Origin of the sequence: Bradyrhizobium sp. (assembly GCF_035652035.1) — a bacterium.
Classification (GTDB): domain Bacteria; phylum Pseudomonadota; class Alphaproteobacteria; order Rhizobiales; family Xanthobacteraceae; genus Bradyrhizobium.
This window is the reverse complement of the sequence record NZ_DASREO010000014.1, coordinates 106294-121577: the sequence shown is the minus strand read 5'-3', so window position 1 is coordinate 121577 and position 15284 is coordinate 106294. Positions and strand designations below refer to the sequence as shown.

The following is a 15284-nucleotide window of genomic DNA, read 5'->3' as shown; positions in this document are numbered from 1 at the left end:
GCAGGACATGACCAATACGGGCGTCGATTCGGGACTGCAGACGCCGAAGTCGGACTATGTCGCGAGCCTGAGCTACTCGCCGAACCGCACCTACACGATCGCGACGCGGGCGCGGTTCGACCAGGCGACCGGCAACGTCGAACGCTTCGAGGCTGAAGCGGCTGCCAACTTCGATCGCTGGTCGGTCAGCTTGCTGTACGGCGACTACGCGGCGCAGCCCGACATCGGCTACCTGACACGCCGCGAAGGCATCCTGGTCTCAGGCTCGGTCAAGGTCGCGACCAACTGGGTCGCCACCGGCGCCGCGCGCTGGGATCTGGTCGCCAACCAGATCAACCAGTACGTCGTCGGCGCGGGCTATGTGGACGACTGTTTCGTGCTCGCCGCCAACTATGTCACCTCCTTCTCCTATGCGACAACGACCTCGCCGCCCATCCTCGGCCACGCGTTCATGTTGCAGCTCGGCCTGCGCACTCTTGCTAATACGACGCAGGCCCACTAAGCGCGGGCGTGACGTATCTTCGTTTGAAGTCCTGAACCGGTATTTGCGCTTGTACTGCAGGAGCTTCGAATGAACGACACTGGTGGGAGTTTAGACTAATGATCGTCTTGCAAACTGGCGAGACGCGACATGATGTCAAATCTGCTTCATCCGACTTGAGCTAACGTAGCAACATGACCCTGACCGCATCATTCCTCAAAAGGCTTTCGACGCTCGTTCCTGGTTGTAGCTTGGCCCTCGTTTTAATGGCCGCGTCGGTGTCGTCGGCAAGCGCGCAAGTTGCCTGCATGGTCAATGGCGAGCCCATCACCAATTTCGACATCGAGCAGCGCTCCAAACTGATGATGCTGAGCACTCACAAAATGCCGGAACGCCAGGACGTGATTAACGAGTTGATCGACGAAAAGGTGAAGTTGAGGGAAGGAAAAAAATTCAGTATCGATCCTTCGGCCAGCGAAGTCGATCAATCCTATTCCGCCATGAGCGGACGGATGCGACTGACGGCGGATCAACTGACGAAGCAACTCGAGTCCCAGGGCATTCGCGCCGACACGCTCAAGTCGCGCATCAAGGCCGACATGGTCTGGACCAATCTGGTTCGCGGCCGATACAAGGAAAGCCTGCAGATCGGCGAGAAAGAAGTCAACGCGGCAGCCCAGGAGAGCGGCGACCAACAAGCCCAAACCCAGGGCTTCGAATACAAGATGCAGCCGGTCGTGCTGGTGGTGCCGCACGGGTCTGCGCCGGAAGTCCTCGAGGGCCGCAAGAAAGAGGCCGAGGCCTTGCGTGCGCGCATTCAGACTTGCACCGAGGCAAACGCATTCTTCAAGACGATGCAGAACGCGGCCATCCGTGAAACCGTGACCAAGACCTCGGCCGACATGCCGCCTTCGCTTCGCGAAATCCTCGACAACACGCCGGTCGGCCATCTCACGCCGCCGGAAGTCACCAGGCAGGGCATCGAAATGGTCGCGCTCTGTGGTAAGGATCCGACCAAGGTCGACACGCCCAAAAAGAAAGAAATCCGGGAAAAGATGTTTGCCCAGAAATACGAGGCGAAGTCGAAATCGTATCTGGCGGAATCCCGCAAGGCGTCAATGATTGAATGTCATTGACGCATGGCAAAGCCTCTTGCGCTGACATCGGGCGAGCCCGCCGGAATCGGCCCCGACATCACGCTCAAGGCGTGGCTTCGCCGTGATGAGCTCAACCTGCCCGCTTTCTACTGGCTCGGCGATGCCGCCTCGCTCCAGCGCCGGGCAAATCAGCTTGGCTTGAATATCAAGATCGCCGAGATGCGCCCCGAGGAGGCGGGCGACGTATTCGCAGAGGCCTTGCCAGTCGTTCCCACCGGTCACGCCGCCACGGCCCGGCCTGGCCACCCCGATGACAGCAGTGCCGGCGCCGCCATGGCTTCGATTCGCCAGGCCGTCGCAGACGTGACGGCGGGCCGCGCCGGCGCGGTCGTCACCAATCCGATCGCAAAGAACGTGCTTTACCGCGCCGGATTTCGCCACCCCGGCCATACCGAATATCTCGCCGAGCTCGCCGCAACGAATAATTCCACGCCACAGCCTGTCATGATGCTGTGGTCGCCCACGCTTGCCGTCGTGCCCGTGACAATTCACGTCTCGGTGCGAGAAGCGCTGGCACAGCTCTCCAGCGAACTGATCGTCACGACAGCGCGAATTGTGGTGGCCGGGCTGAAATCGCATTTCGACATCGCACGTCCGCGTCTTGCCGTATCCGGTCTCAATCCGCATGCCGGCGAGGACGGGTCATTGGGCACCGAGGAGCAGACCATCGTCGCGCCTGCTGTCGACATGCTGCGCAAAGAAGGTTTCGACGTCCGAGGGCCGGTCCCGGCCGACACGATGTTCCACGAAGCGGCGCGGCAAACCTATGACTGCGCGATCTGCATGTACCACGACCAGGCACTGATCCCGATCAAGACGCTCGCGTTCGAAGAGGCCGTCAACGTCACATTGGGGTTGCCGTTCATCCGCACCTCGCCCGATCACGGCACGGCGTTCGACATTGCCGGAACGGGCAAGGCCAATCCGGCAAGCCTGATCGCGGCCTTGCGACTCGCCGCCCGGATGGCCGAAACCAAACCCGCATGAGCGCGATCGACGACCTTCCGCCGCTGCGCGAGGTCATTCGCCGGCATTCGCTGTCGGCCCGCAAATCCCTCGGACAGAATTTCCTCCTCGATCTCAACCTCACCGCCAGGATCGCGCGTGCCGCGGGCCCGCTCGAAGATGCGACCGTGATCGAGATCGGCCCCGGTCCCGGCGGACTGACACGCGCGTTGCTCGCAATGGGCGCGCGCCACGTGATCGCGGTCGAACGCGACGAGCGCGCTTTGCCTGCGCTCGAGGAAATTTCAACGCGATATCCGGGACGGCTCGAAATCGTCAATGCCGACGCGCAAGCCTTCGACCCGCGTCCGTGGCTTGGATCTGCCCGCGCCAAGATCGTCGCCAACCTGCCCTACAACATCGCGACCGCGCTTCTGATCGACTGGCTGTCGATCGAGCCATGGCCGCCGTGGTACGACACGATGGTGCTGATGTTTCAGCGCGAGGTCGCCGAGCGCATCGTGGCGCACGAGAACGACGAAGCCTATGGACGCCTCGGCGTGCTCGCGAATTGGCGCGCCGAGACGAAAATCCTGTTCGATATTTCGCCGGCAGCTTTCGTGCCGCAGCCCAAGGTAACCTCCTCTGTCGTGCGATTGCTGCCGCGCCCCGTCCCCGAAGCGTGCGATCGCCGCGCGCTCGAGCAGGTGGCCGCTGCTGCCTTCGGTCAGCGCCGCAAAATGTTGCGACAAAGCCTGAAATCATTGGCCATCGACCCGGCCCGGCTCGTCGCCGCGGCCCGGATCGATGAGACACGGCGGCCCGAAACCGTTCCGGTCGGCGGCTTTGTTGCCATGGCGAGGGAATTGACCCATATACGCAACACCACCTGAACATTTCCCCGGAGACTGTCTATGCCGCTGATGCGTCGCCAATCCCTGGTCAAGTTTGATGCTCCGCTGTGCGAAACTGTTATCGAGGCGCCGAAACCTGCGGGCCGGGAGGTTCTGGTTCGGATCGAGCGCTGCGGGCTTTGCCATTCCGACCTTCACATCCAGGATGGCTATGCAGATCTTGGCGGCGGCAAGAAGCTCGACACCACCCGCGGCATGACGCTGCCCTTCACGCTCGGCCACGAGATCGCCGGCGTCGTCGAAGAGGTTGGCCCCGATATTTCAAAGGATCTGATCGGCGCAAAGCGCGCAGTATTTCCCTGGATCGGCTGCGGCCAATGCCGTGAGTGCCTGGCGGGTGATGAAAATCTCTGCGCCAAGCAACGCTTCCTTGGCGTCACGATCGACGGCGGCTTTGCCACTCACGTGCTGGTGCCGGATGCGAAGTATCTCCTCGAATACGATCCGCTGCCGGTCAATCAGGCGGCCACGTTGATGTGCTCCGGCGTCACCGCCTATGGCGCGCTGAAGCGGCTGGTCGATCGCCCGCGACAGCGCAACCTGCTGCTGATCGGTCTTGGCGGCGTCGGCATGATGGGGCTCGCATTTGCGCGAGCCATGTTCAAGCAGCCGATCACGGTGGCGGACCTCAGCGCCGCGGCGCGCGAAACCGCACTCAAGAACGGCGCGGCCATCGCCTATGATCCGTCGGAGCCGGAAATCGCAAGGCGCATCCTCAAGGAGACCGAGGGCGGCTTCGACGAAATCGTCGATTTTGCCGGCAACGAAAAGTCGATGGCCTTTGCAGTCTCGGTTCTTGCCCGCGGCGGCAAGATCGTGGTCTCCGGCCTCATGGGCGGCAATTTCAGCCTGCCCATGGTGCAATGGGTCTACAAGCGGATGACGATCGAGGGCTTCATGGTTGGCACGCTTGCCGAGGCGCACGAACTGATGTCGCTGGCGCGCGCCGGCAAGATCAAGCCGACGCCAATGCGGGAAGAACCGATGGCCGATGTTCAGACATGGATCGATGCGCTGCGCGCAGGTCAGGTTGTCGGCCGGATCGTGCTGAAAAATTAGCGAAATTTGCCGTTTTTTCCTGTCGCGGAGGTGACGGGGACGAGCCCGAATTAAGCCCAACGCTGTCCGAATTTGCGACGCATTGTGACCCAATTTTTTAAAGAAGGTTTGCCGTGTGAAAAGTATTGCGTTCACCGGAAGTGCGTATGTCAGGCCGAACCGCGAAATTCGTATCCGTCATTTTTGTTAACATTCTCGCGGGCCTCCTGCTAACAACTGTGGCCAGCAGCGAGCCGGTGACGACCGAGGGATGTCTTTCGGCTCCGTGGGGCGATGCGCCGGCCGGTAGCCATTGGCGTTACCACATCGATCACGTCAACAAGAGCAAGTGCTGGTTTCTTCGCCGCGACGGAGGTGGCGCACTGTCCCAGGCTTCGCCGCAAAACAACACGGCGGCACCGCAAGAGATCGCGCCTCCACCACCAGCCGCGCTGCCCCCTCCTCCAGCAAAACCGTCGGTTGCCGACGCCCGTGCCGAATTCAGGCCGCAGGACAATTCCGCGGCCAGCGCGCCCGCCAATGCGGCTGGCAACCCTTCCACCGCCGCTGGCAACGAAGCCGGTCCTGCAAATGCTTCGGTCTGGAACGCCACCGCGGCAGTCGCGACACGTTGGCCGAACCCGCCTGCCACAAGCCCGGTGCCCAGCACCGCTCCCGCGACGACGACCGTCGTCAACGATGCCCCGCAACCATCGGTCGATCCATCTCAGGCGATCCTTCCCTCGATCCCCTTCACCCGTTTATCCGTGCCGATCCGGTCTGGAACGATCGCGGGTCTGATCGCAGCCGCACTCGTTGCGCTTGCGTTCGCCGCACTCCTCGCCAAACGGCGAGGTATCCGGCTTATTCGCCGCCGCGTCGCAAGGTCCAGACGTGGCCCGCTTTGGGAAACGACGGATGACGACCGCATCGTCCTATCGGATCATCATCCCAATCCGGATGGCCGGGGTTTTCGATTTGCCCGTGGCGTTCCCAGCGTCGCCTCTACCCGTCGCGCGCGTGAACTGGCCCGGCGCCCGCCTCGACACGCGACGAGATGAGATCAGCTACTTCTCCAGCTGCCGCTGCAATTCCCGAACGAATGTCGTCAAACCAGTCCGGCGTTCACGCTTGAGCCGTTCCGCCTTCAGGATCGACTGAACTTCCGCGAAAGCTTCATCGACGTCGTGATTGATGACGATGTAGTCGTACTCCGCCCAGTGGCTGAGCTCATGCGTGGCTCTGCTCATGCGGGAGCGGATGACCGCGGCGCTGTCCTGTGCGCGGCTGTGCAGTCGCTTTTCCAGATCGGCAGCCGATGGCGGCAGAATGAACACGCTCACCACATCAGCCCGGGCCTTCTCGCGTAGCTGTTGCGTGCCCTGCCAGTCGATGTCGAACAAGACATCCTGCCCCGCCGACAAAGCTGCCTCGACCGGAGCCCGCGGAGTGCCATAGCTGTTGTCGAATACGGTCGCCCATTCCAGCAGTTCGTTGTGATGAACCATCTCCTTGAAGCGCGACTGAGCGACGAACAGATAATCGCGGCCGTCAACTTCTCCGGGCCGCATCGGCCGGGTCGTCGCCGATACCGACATCTTCAGGCCAGGCATCTTTTCGATCAACATGCGCGAGAGTGTCGTCTTGCCCGCGCCCGAGGGCGAAGACAGTACGAACATCAATCCGCGCCGTTCAACCGACATCGCCCTGCCCTCGATCAGTCATGCGTCACTCCAGATTTTGCACCTGTTCGCGGAATTGCTCCACGACGTTTTTCATTTCAAGGCCGATATTGGTCAATTCGATATCGTTCGACTTGGAGCAGCAGGTGTTGACCTCGCGATTGAACTCCTGTGCGAGGAAATCGAGACGCCGACCAACCGGTCCGCCCTTGGCGATCATTTCACGTGCCTGCGCCACATGGGAGGCGATCCGATCGAGTTCCTCCCGGATATCGGCCTTCGCCGCAATCAGAAGCGCTTCCTGATTGAGGCGATCGGGATCGAACCGGTCGGATGTTTCCAGCAATGCCGCAACCTGCTCAGCCAAGCGCGCGCGGATCGCTTCCGGTTTGCGTCCTGGCGATGCTTCCGCCTTCTTCGCCAACTGCTCGATCTCGTCCATGCGCTGCAACAGGATCTGACCGAGCGCAGTGCCCTCGCGCCGGCGCATGTCGAGGAGATGGGCGAGCGCAGAATCGAAGGCGGCGCTGGCGGCATCCTTCGCGGCTTTGTCTTCGGCTTCATCGGCTTCCGGCTCGACCACCTCGATCACGCCCTTGATCGCGAGCAATCCGTCAATGCTGGGAGCCACGGCGTCGATCTTGCTGGCGAGCGCTCCGGCGACACGCACCACCGAGGCCAGAACGTCTTCATTGACGCGTACCGTCGACTGCGCGTTGGCACGCTTCACGTTGAAACTGGCGTATATCGTGCCGCGCGACAGCACCTCCGCCGCTCGCTTTTTGGCGAAGGCCTCCAGCTCGTCCCATCCGGGCGGAAGACGCAGGCGCAGGTCCAGCCCCTTGGCATTGACCGACTTCAGTTCCCATTCGAACACATAGGGCCCGCTGGCGCCGTGGCTGCGGGCAAAGCCGGTCATGCTCGACAAGACCATCGCGTGGAATTCTCCGAAAACGGAAACCTTAAGGCCTTACGGATTCGCTGGCCAAAACACGCGCGAGTTTAGCGCGTCTGGCGCAAAAGTGGAATTTGCGGCCGCCGCCTCCGATCATGACGGCTCGGCTTCGTGACACGCCCGTGGTGCTATTGCTGGACGGCCGGAGCGGATGCGGACGATTGCGGCGTGGCTTGCCGGGCGGCAGGCGCCGGGCGCGCCGGCTTCCTGGCCGGGGCTGGCCTTGCCGGCGCGGCCGGCGGGGAATCCGCCGAGGCATTGGCCGCCGCCGGCGGCGGATCGTCAGCCGGCTCGACCGTATCGTTCTGGATCTGCTTTTCCATCGCCCTCAGCTTGGCGACGTTTTTCGCATGCTGGTCATAGGTGTCGCTGAAGGCGTGGCCGCCGGTGCCATCGGCGACAAAGAACAAATCACGCGTCCGCGCCGGATTGGCGGCAGCCTCGAGTGATGCGCGGCCCGGATTGGCGATCGGCCCGGGCGGCAATCCGTCCACGACATAAGTATTGTACGGCGACGGCTGAAGGATTTCGCTGCGTTTGATCGGCCGGCCGAGCGTCCCCTTGCCGCCAACCAGCCCATAGATGATCGTTGGATCGGACTGCAGCTTGATCTTCTGCCGCAGCCGATTGACGAACACCGCAGCGACGCGGCTGCGCTCGTCCGCCTTGCCGGTCTCCTTTTCGATGATCGACGCCAACGTCACCAACTGCTCGGGCGATTTGAGCGGAACATCCGGATTTCGGCGATCCCAGATCTCGCCAAGCACGCGTTTCTGCGCCTGCTGCATGCGCGCGATCACCTGCTCTCTGGGGGTGCCGCGGGGAAATTTGTAGGTTTCAGGCAGCAGCGTTCCTTCGCGCGGGATCTCCCGCACCGAGCCCGAGAAAATATCGTTCTCGGAAAGCCGCGCGACGATTTGCTCGGAGGTCAGCCCTTCGGGGATGGTGATGGAATGCTGCACCACCTTGCCATCGACGATGGTGCTGATCACATCTCGCAGGCTTGCCGTCTTCTGAAACTGATATTCGCCGGGCTTGAGATCGGAGCGCGCCCGAAGAGCAAACACGGCGCCGATAAAGGCCCAGCGATTGTTGTCGATCACGCCTTCGCGCTGCAGGATATCGGCAATATCGCTCATCCCGGCGCGCGTCGGAATATTGACGATCTTGTCCTCCTGCAACGGACCGGGCGCCTCGATCTTCTGCTTGCCGTAGATGTAGGTCCCGCCAACGGCGATCATCACCAGCAGGATGAAGGTGATGATGGCGTTGCCGACCACGATGAACGGGTTACGGGCTCGCTCCGAGCGCCTGGGCGGCGGCGGAACCTGCTCAGGCTCCAACGCGGCGCGCGGACTCCTCGGCGAAATGGGCGGCCTTTCACTCATCGATGCAACCTGAATCCTGTCGGTTCAATCGTGGCCTTGAAAACTCAACTTGGCCGGTGGTCTCGCCCGCATCTAGGAATCATCACCGAATACGGCGAAACGGTGATGCTTTGCGCGATGACGCGCGCGCCGCTGGGCTGATTCTAACGTTCGCAACTCGCGCCTTTTGAAGGATAGCCACTTTGAAAGGAACTACTAGCCGGCCACGCGCCGCAGAATCACGGATGCGTTTGTACCTCCGAAACCGAACGAATTCGACAACACTACATTGATTTCGCGTTCACGCGGCGTTTTCGGCACGAGGTCGATCGCGGTTTCCACCGATGGATTGTCGAGATTGATCGTCGGCGGGGCGATGTTATCGCGAATCGCAAGAATACTGAAAATCGCTTCGATCGCGCCGGCCGCGCCCAGGAGATGCCCCGTGCAAGATTTGGTCGAGGACATCGAAACTCTCGATGCCGCGTTGCCCAGGAGCCGCTCCACGGCGCCAAGTTCGATTTCGTCGCCGACCTGCGTCGATGTGCCGTGAGCATTGATGTAGTCGAGATCTGAGGCTGAGATTTCCGCGCGTTTCAGCGCGGCGCTCATGCTGCGGAAGCCTCCATCGCCATCCGGCGACGGCGAGGTGATGTGATAGGCATCGCCGGACAATCCATAACCGACCACCTCGGCGTATATCCTGGCGCCTCGCTTTCTCGCGTGCTCCAGTTCCTCGAGCACAACGATGCCGGCTCCCTCTCCCATCACGAAACCATCGCGATCCTTGTCGTAGGGGCGCGAGGCCTTTTCCGGCGTTTCGTTGAAGCCGGTCGACAGCGCGCGTGCGGCGCAGAAGCCCGCCATCCCGATTCGGCAAATCGGCGATTCGGTGCCGCCGGCCACCATGACGTCCGCATCGTTCAGCGCGATCAACCTGGTAGCATCGCCGATCGCATGCGCGCCTGTCGAGCAGGCGGTGACGACAGAATGATTGGGACCTTTCAAGCCGTGTTCGATCGATACATAGCCGGAGGCCAGATTGATCAGACGGCCGGGAATGAAGAACGGCGACACCTTGCGCGGTCCGCGCTCCTTCAGAAGAATCGAGGTATCGGCAATCCCCGACAGACCGCCGATTCCGGAACCGATCATGGTGCCGGTGGCGCACTTGTCTTCTTCGCTTTCGGGATGCCAGTTGGCGTCATCGAGCGCCTGACGCGCCGCCGCCATCGCAAAGATGATGAAGTCGTCGACCTTGCGCTGGTCTTTCGGCTCCATCCACTGGTCGGGATTGAAGGTGCCGCCAGAGCCATCGCCGCGAGGCACCACACAGGCAATCTGGCTGGCGAGATCAGAGACGTCGAATGTCGCGATCTTCTGCGCGCCACTCTCGCCGTTCAGGATACGCTTCCAGGTCGGCTCTATGCCACAGCCAAGCGGCGAAACCATGCCAAGGCCTGTGACAACAACCCGCCTCATTCAGATCACTCCGGCCAGCTGCACGCGGTCCCCGATAACAAACAGCGGGACCGTGAGGCCACGGTCCCTGCCGCTTTCTCAGGCCGCGCGGGGGCGTCAGCTCTTCGCGTTCTTTTCCAGAAATTTGGTCGCATCGCCGACGGTCAAGATCGTCTCGGCGGCGTCATCAGGAATCTCACAACCGAATTCTTCTTCAAAAGCCATCACGAGCTCGACCGTGTCGAGACTGTCGGCGCCGAGGTCGTCAATAAAGCTCGCGTTGTCGACAACCTTTTCGGGCTCGACACCAAGGTGTTCGACCACGATCTTCTTAACCCGCTCGCCAATCTCACTCATCGCTCAACCTCGTGCTGTTCCATTGGACCGACCCAAGACGTACGAGCCATCGTGGTCGTGAATTTCATTCGCTAGTCGCGCACAGTCTTTGGGCCCGTCACGGCCGATACGGACCCGGCGCACGATGACAGGCTCCGCATCGCCAATATACAGGGTTTCCTCATCCTGCAATGGTGTTCTTTGCCCCTCATTGGCGTTCGGTTACCATACTTCCAAAGCCTTGACTACAAGCCTCAACCTCCGTCCGGGCGGCGTTTCGCCCCGCCATGGACGCCTCAGATCAAGCCTCTAAATCATAGCCATTCCGCCGTTCACGTGAATGGTCTGGCCGGTCACATAGGCCGCTTCGTTCGAGGCGAGATAGACCGCCGCAGCAGCGATGTCGTCTGGTGTCCCCAGCCGCGCGGCTGGAACCTTTGATAGAATGGCTTCACGCTGCTTTTCGTTCAATGCGTCGGTCATGGCCGTGGCGATGAAGCCTGGCGCGATACAGTTGGCGGTGACATTGCGCCGGGCATATTCGGCGCCAAGCGTCTTGATCAGGCCGATCAGACCGGCCTTCGAGGCGGTGTAATTGGCCTGACCGGGATTGCCGGTGACGCCGACCACCGACGTCACCGCAATGATCCGGCCGAAGCGCTTGCGCATCATCAGCTTGGTTGCGGCGCGGGCGAGACGGAAGGTCGCGGTCAGGTTGACGTTGATCACCTGCTCCCAGTCTTCATCACGCAACTGCACAAAAAGATTGTCGCGCGTAATGCCGGCGTTGGCGACGAGAATATCGACCTGCCCCATCGCCTTTTCGGCAGACGGCACGAGCGCCTCAACCTCGGCTGAGTCGGAGAGATTGCAGGGTAGCACATGGACGCGCTCGTTCAGCGAGGCGGCGAGTGTGTCCAACGCCTCGCGCCGCGTGCCGGAAATCGCCACCGTAGCGCCTTGCCGGTGCAGGGCTTGCGCGATCGCGCCACCAATGCCCCCGCTTGCGCCTGTGACCAACGCCGTCCTGCCTGTGAGATCGAACATCTTTTCTTCCCTTGAAACTCAGGATGACTGCGCGAGCGCGTCCTTCGCCGAGACAATATCATTCGGCCCGCCAACTGAAACACCGACAGCGCCTTCGGCGATCCGCTTGACCAATCCGCTGAGCACCTTGCCGGCGCCGATTTCGAAAAAGCGCGTGACGCCGTGCCCAGCCATATAGGCTACCGACTCGCGCCAGCGCACTGTGCCTGTCACCTGTTCGATCAACCGGCGGCGGATTTCATCGGGCTCGGTAATCGGCGCTGCCAACACGTTCGACACCACGGGCGCGGCTGGCGGCTTGATCGTCACGCAGGCGAGTGCTTCAGCCATCGCGTCCGCCGCGGGTTGCATCAACCGGCAATGAAACGGCGCAGAGACCGGCAGCAGCATCGCGCGCTTGGCGCCTTTGGTCTTCGCAATCTCGACCGCACGCTCGACCGCGGCCTTGTCGCCGGAAACAACCACCTGGCCGCCGCCGTTGTCGTTGGCGGCCTGACAAACCTGTCCTTGCGCAGCCTCATTCGCAACCGCGACCGCAGTCTCATAATCGAGGCCGAGCAGCGCGGCCATCGCGCCGACACCTACCGGTACCGCCTTCTGCATGGCGAGGCCGCGAACGCGAAGCAGACGCGCAGTATCGCTGACGGCAAGGCTGCCGGCCGCAGCCAGAGCGGAATATTCACCGAGCGAATGCCCAGCAACGAAGGCAGCATGCTTGGCAACGGAGAAGCCAGCCTCGCTCTCCAGCACCCGCATGGTCGCCAGCGAGACGGCCATCAGCGCCGGCTGGGCGTTTTCGGTGAGTTGCAACGTCTCGCCCGGGCCATCCCAGATGATGGCCGTCAGCTTTTCACCGAGCGCCGCATCGACCTCGTCGAAAACGGCGCGCGCCGCCGGGAAAGCTTCCGCCAGCGCCTTGCCCATGCCTACGGCCTGGGAACCCTGACCCGGAAAGGTGAATGCTGCCGTCATGAGCGTCCTCGGAGATCCGTCTTCTGCTGCCCCGCTGCGGAAGACAACTTGATTATGCTTATTTTTCAATATCTTGCGAGAATTTCCGAAACCAGGAAAGCGCGCCAAATCACTCATCGCGCCGCAAGCCGCGCCGAAAGACACCGCAGGAGCCTTCCATGTCAAGCCGAGAGGCGCTGCGCCGGCTCCATCGGCCCCTTCGACCCCCCGGGCTTTCGCTTGCAAGGGCGCCCAAAATGCTTATAACGCGCCACATCCGTGGATCCCTGCCGGGAGCTGAACGGACGGTCTCAGCAATTTCACCTCTGGTGTTTTGATGTGGCAGGGCCAGTCGGCCCGTCGTCCCGTGCTTCCGCCTTCTGAGCTTATCCCGAGTCCTTTCCGAAGGTCTCGAAGGGCTTGCCGCCGGGAACCGCGCTAACGCAAGGAAAGGACATCCATGCCTCTCTACGAGCATGTGTTTCTCGCGCGTCAGGACGCGAGCACCCAACAGGTCGAAGAACTAACCGCCCAGATGACCGGCATCGTCGAACAGGCGGGCGGCAAGGTCACCAAGACCGAGAACTGGGGCGTGCGGTCCCTGACCTATCGCATGAACAAGAATCGCAAGGCGCATTTCGTGCTGCTCAACATCGACGCGCCGTCGGCCGCCGTTTCGGAAATCGAGCGGCAGGAGCGGATCAGCGAAGACGTGATCCGTTACCTCACCGTTCGCGTCGAGGAGCTCGAGGAAGGTCCGTCGGCGATGATGCGCAAGGCCGATCGCGACCGTGAGCGCGACGATCGTGGCGGCGGCTTCGGTGATCGCGGCGGTTTCCGTGGCGACCGCGACGGTGGTGGATTCCGTGGCGACCGTGATGGTGGCTTCCGTGGCGACCGCGGCCCGCGCCGCCCTCGTGATGATGCCGACGCAGCGCCGGCGGATGAGGAGTAAGAACAATGGCTGAAGCTGGTGCACGTCGTCCGTTTTTCCGTCGCCGCAAGACCTGCCCGTTCACGGGTCCGAATGCGCCGAAGATCGACTTCAAGGATTCCAAGCTGCTGATGCGTTACGTCTCCGAGCGCGGCAAGATCGTGCCGAGCCGCATCACGGCCGTGTCCGCCAAGAAGCAGCGCGAACTCGCGCGCGCCATCAAGCGCTCGCGTTTCCTCGGTCTGCTGCCTTACGTCATTCGCTAAGACGATCTTGATCCGCGGCGCAAAACGCCGCGGATCGAATTACTCATAAGGCTTCCGGGTCGTCCGGTCGCCGATGGTTGGGGTCGATAAAGACCTCTAACCGCTCGAAGGGGGCGGGACAGCTGATGATTGCGACCATAGCAATAGCGCTGGTCGCCGGCCTCGCGTCGGCACTGATGTTCGCCTCGATCACCTCGGGCGCGGCGATCTCGCTGCTATTGATCTATCTCGCACCATTGCCGCTGATGGTGGTGGCGCTGGTATGGGGCCCGTTCGGTGCGGCGATCGGCGGGACTTTCGCAACCGTTGCCGTCGCCTCGCTGTTCGGCCTTCCCTACGCCGGTGTGTTCGCTGTGGTGAATGCATTGCCGGCCTGGTGGCTGGCGCATCTCGTCCTGCTGGCGCGGCCACTGCAGAAAGATGCCGCCGCCAACGCAGATGGCGCGATGGAATGGTATCCGGTCGGACGGATCCTGCTGTGGATCGTGATTTTTGCGACGATCATCACGGCGGCCACGCTTCTCATGATGGGCTCTGATGCTGCGGCGATTCACAGCACCCTTCGCAGAGGCTGGGGTGACCTTTTCGAATCGTCGGGCCTGGCGCTGAACGATTCCACGCTCGATGCGCTGGTCGTGATCGCGCCGGTCGGAGCCGAAATGGCCACCGTGGTGATGCTGACCCTCAACCTGTGGCTTGCCGCCAAGATCGCCGCGACATCGCGGCGACTGCGCCGTCCCTGGCCGGATCTGAGAAGCACCGCGCTGCCGACAATGACGATCGCCGCCCTTGCTGCGGCTATCGCTGGATGTTTTTCCGGTGGCCTTTTGGCGATCTTCGCGCAGGTGGTGACCGCTGGTCTGTCGATCGCCTATGCCATGACAGGCTTTGCGGTGCTGCACACACTGACGCTTGCCCTGAAGAGCCGCGCGTTATGGCTGGGCTGCGCCTATGCCGTGGTCGTGGGCTTCGCGTGGGCGCTGCTCGCCGTCGCTCTGCTTGGGCTGGCTGACGCCGTCTTCGGGCTCCGCGCGCGCTACTTGCGTGACAGGCCTCCGCCGCTACCCAATCCTGAAAACTGAAACTGCAAATCTCGAACGATCTGAAAGGAAAACGAAAATGGAAGTCATCTTGTTGGAACGCGTCGCCAAACTAGGCCAGATGGGCGAGGTCGTTCGCGTCAAGGACGGATATGCCCGCAATTTTCTGCTCAAGCGCGGCAAGGCCCTGCGGGCCACCGCGGACAATCGCGCCAAGTACGACGGCATGAAAGCCGAACTCGAGGCCAATAACATCCAGGCCAAGGGCGAAGCGAACAAAGTCGCCGAGAAGATCGAGGGCCGCGACATCGTCGTTATCCGTCAGGCTTCCGAGTCCGGCCAGCTGTTCGGCTCGGTCACGGTGCGTGACATTGTCGAGGCGCTCGCCACCGACGGCATCACCATCTCCCGGCCACAAGTCTGGCTCGATGCGCCGATCAAGATGGTCGGCCAGCAGAAGGTGACGATTGCCGTGCACCCCGAGGTGGAAGCCACCATCACGGTCACGGTCGCGCGCAATGCCGACGAAGCCGAGCGCATCAAGCGCGGCGAGGATATTTCGACGCGTCAGGAAGATCGGGACGCCGCCGCCGAGGCCATCGCGGCCGCAGGCGAATTCTTCGATCCGGAAGCCCTGCCGACCGAACTGGCGCCGCAGCCGAGCGCCGAGCCCGAGCAGCAGTAAGCCGTTCGGCGTCGTGGATGGATGC

General features: G+C 62.1%; 17 protein-coding genes. 10 read left to right on the top strand and 7 right to left on the bottom strand.

Translation table 11 applies throughout. The features are described 5' to 3' along the window. From lptD to VFB05_RS04915, 6 genes are all read left to right on the top strand, one after another. The coding region (gene lptD / locus VFB05_RS04940; protein ID WP_325009433.1) for an LPS assembly protein LptD at nt 1–502 on the top strand (502 nt) is incomplete at its 5' end. 173 nt (nt 503–675) lie between these two features. Further along, nucleotides 676–1617 (top strand): peptidylprolyl isomerase, encoded by a 942-nt coding sequence (locus tag VFB05_RS04935; protein WP_414643150.1) that lies wholly within the window; start codon nt 676–678, stop codon nt 1615–1617. 3 nt (nt 1618–1620) lie between these two features. Then, on the top strand, nt 1621–2625 hold the full coding sequence (gene pdxA / locus VFB05_RS04930) for a 4-hydroxythreonine-4-phosphate dehydrogenase PdxA (protein ID WP_325009431.1): 1005 nt from the start codon (nt 1621–1623) through the stop codon (nt 2623–2625). Then, nucleotides 2622–3476, top strand: coding sequence for a 16S rRNA (adenine(1518)-N(6)/adenine(1519)-N(6))-dimethyltransferase RsmA (gene rsmA / locus VFB05_RS04925; protein WP_325009428.1), 855 nt, complete (start codon nt 2622–2624; stop codon nt 3474–3476). Before pdxA ends, rsmA begins: the two co-directional genes overlap by 4 nt. 21 nt (nt 3477–3497) lie before the next feature. Next, a complete protein-coding gene (locus VFB05_RS04920) occupies nt 3498–4556 on the top strand; it encodes an alcohol dehydrogenase (protein WP_325009426.1) in 1059 nt (352 codons plus the stop codon). A gap of 146 nt (nt 4557–4702) precedes the next feature. Then, on the top strand, nt 4703–5596 hold the full coding sequence (locus VFB05_RS04915) for a hypothetical protein (RefSeq protein ID WP_325009424.1): 894 nt from the start codon (nt 4703–4705) through the stop codon (nt 5594–5596). Between the two features lie 6 nt (nt 5597–5602). Here the strand turns inward: VFB05_RS04915 and gmk are convergent, their stop codons facing one another. From gmk to fabD, 7 genes are all read right to left on the bottom strand, one after another. Next, nucleotides 5603–6238 carry a guanylate kinase gene (gene gmk / locus VFB05_RS04910; protein WP_325009422.1) on the bottom strand — a complete coding sequence of 212 codons (636 nt, stop codon included), beginning with the start codon at nt 6236–6238 and terminating at the stop codon, nt 5603–5605. 25 nt (nt 6239–6263) lie between these two features. Then, nucleotides 6264–7151 carry a YicC/YloC family endoribonuclease gene (locus VFB05_RS04905; RefSeq protein WP_325009420.1) on the bottom strand — a complete coding sequence of 296 codons (888 nt, stop codon included), beginning with the start codon at nt 7149–7151 and terminating at the stop codon, nt 6264–6266. Between the two features lie 149 nt (nt 7152–7300). Beyond that, nucleotides 7301–8560 (bottom strand): endolytic transglycosylase MltG, encoded by a 1260-nt coding sequence (gene mltG / locus VFB05_RS04900; protein ID WP_325009418.1) that lies wholly within the window; start codon nt 8558–8560, stop codon nt 7301–7303. Nucleotides 8561–8755: 195 nt separating this feature from the next. Beyond that, a complete protein-coding gene (gene fabF / locus VFB05_RS04895) occupies nt 8756–10021 on the bottom strand; it encodes a beta-ketoacyl-ACP synthase II (RefSeq protein WP_325009416.1) in 1266 nt (421 codons plus the stop codon). 96 nt (nt 10022–10117) lie between these two features. Then, nucleotides 10118–10357, bottom strand: coding sequence for an acyl carrier protein (locus VFB05_RS04890; RefSeq protein ID WP_006610957.1), 240 nt, complete (start codon nt 10355–10357; stop codon nt 10118–10120). A 288-nt stretch (nt 10358–10645) separates the two neighbouring features. Then, nucleotides 10646–11383: a 3-oxoacyl-[acyl-carrier-protein] reductase gene (fabG, locus tag VFB05_RS04885; RefSeq protein WP_325009399.1), complete on the bottom strand. Its 738-nt coding sequence runs from the start codon at nt 11381–11383 to the stop codon at nt 10646–10648. An 18-nt stretch (nt 11384–11401) separates the two neighbouring features. Next, complete coding sequence (gene fabD / locus VFB05_RS04880) at nt 11402–12355, bottom strand: ACP S-malonyltransferase (RefSeq protein WP_325009397.1); 954 nt, start codon at nt 12353–12355, stop codon at nt 11402–11404. Between the two features lie 439 nt (nt 12356–12794). On the opposite strand from fabD, the gene rpsF reads away from it, so the two are divergent. The 4 genes from rpsF to rplI all read left to right on the top strand — a co-directional run bounded on the left by rpsF (nt 12795) and on the right by rplI (nt 15259). Next, nucleotides 12795–13289, top strand: coding sequence for a 30S ribosomal protein S6 (rpsF, locus tag VFB05_RS04875; protein WP_325009395.1), 495 nt, complete (start codon nt 12795–12797; stop codon nt 13287–13289). Nucleotides 13290–13294: 5 nt separating this feature from the next. Further along, complete coding sequence (gene rpsR / locus VFB05_RS04870; RefSeq protein WP_325009393.1) at nt 13295–13534, top strand: 30S ribosomal protein S18; 240 nt, start codon at nt 13295–13297, stop codon at nt 13532–13534. Between the two features lie 125 nt (nt 13535–13659). Beyond that, complete coding sequence (locus VFB05_RS04865; RefSeq protein ID WP_325009391.1) at nt 13660–14616, top strand: hypothetical protein; 957 nt, start codon at nt 13660–13662, stop codon at nt 14614–14616. 37 nt (nt 14617–14653) lie between these two features. Beyond that, a complete protein-coding gene (gene rplI / locus VFB05_RS04860) occupies nt 14654–15259 on the top strand; it encodes a 50S ribosomal protein L9 (protein WP_325009388.1) in 606 nt (201 codons plus the stop codon). The last annotated feature ends 25 nt before the right edge of the window (nt 15260–15284 follow it).

Coding starts and splice junctions, on each gene's coding strand:
- rpsR (WP_325009393.1), top strand. CDS start 13,295: ATGGCTGAAGCTGGTGCACGTCGTCCGTTTTTCCGTCGCCGCAAGACC.
- VFB05_RS04915 (WP_325009424.1), top strand. CDS start 4,703: ATGTCAGGCCGAACCGCGAAATTCGTATCCGTCATTTTTGTTAACATT.
- mltG (WP_325009418.1), bottom strand. CDS start 8,560: ATGAGTGAAAGGCCGCCCATTTCGCCGAGGAGTCCGCGCGCCGCGTTG.
- fabD (WP_325009397.1), bottom strand. CDS start 12,355: ATGACGGCAGCATTCACCTTTCCGGGTCAGGGTTCCCAGGCCGTAGGC.
- VFB05_RS04905 (WP_325009420.1), bottom strand. CDS start 7,151: ATGGTCTTGTCGAGCATGACCGGCTTTGCCCGCAGCCACGGCGCCAGC.
- VFB05_RS04865 (WP_325009391.1), top strand. CDS start 13,660: ATGATTGCGACCATAGCAATAGCGCTGGTCGCCGGCCTCGCGTCGGCA.
- pdxA (WP_325009431.1), top strand. CDS start 1,621: ATGGCAAAGCCTCTTGCGCTGACATCGGGCGAGCCCGCCGGAATCGGC.
- VFB05_RS04890 (WP_006610957.1), bottom strand. CDS start 10,357: ATGAGTGAGATTGGCGAGCGGGTTAAGAAGATCGTGGTCGAACACCTT.
- gmk (WP_325009422.1), bottom strand. CDS start 6,238: ATGTCGGTTGAACGGCGCGGATTGATGTTCGTACTGTCTTCGCCCTCG.
- rpsF (WP_325009395.1), top strand. CDS start 12,795: ATGCCTCTCTACGAGCATGTGTTTCTCGCGCGTCAGGACGCGAGCACC.
- rplI (WP_325009388.1), top strand. CDS start 14,654: ATGGAAGTCATCTTGTTGGAACGCGTCGCCAAACTAGGCCAGATGGGC.
- VFB05_RS04920 (WP_325009426.1), top strand. CDS start 3,498: ATGCCGCTGATGCGTCGCCAATCCCTGGTCAAGTTTGATGCTCCGCTG.
- rsmA (WP_325009428.1), top strand. CDS start 2,622: ATGAGCGCGATCGACGACCTTCCGCCGCTGCGCGAGGTCATTCGCCGG.
- VFB05_RS04935 (WP_414643150.1), top strand. CDS start 676: ATGACCCTGACCGCATCATTCCTCAAAAGGCTTTCGACGCTCGTTCCT.
- fabG (WP_325009399.1), bottom strand. CDS start 11,383: ATGTTCGATCTCACAGGCAGGACGGCGTTGGTCACAGGCGCAAGCGGG.
- fabF (WP_325009416.1), bottom strand. CDS start 10,021: ATGAGGCGGGTTGTTGTCACAGGCCTTGGCATGGTTTCGCCGCTTGGC.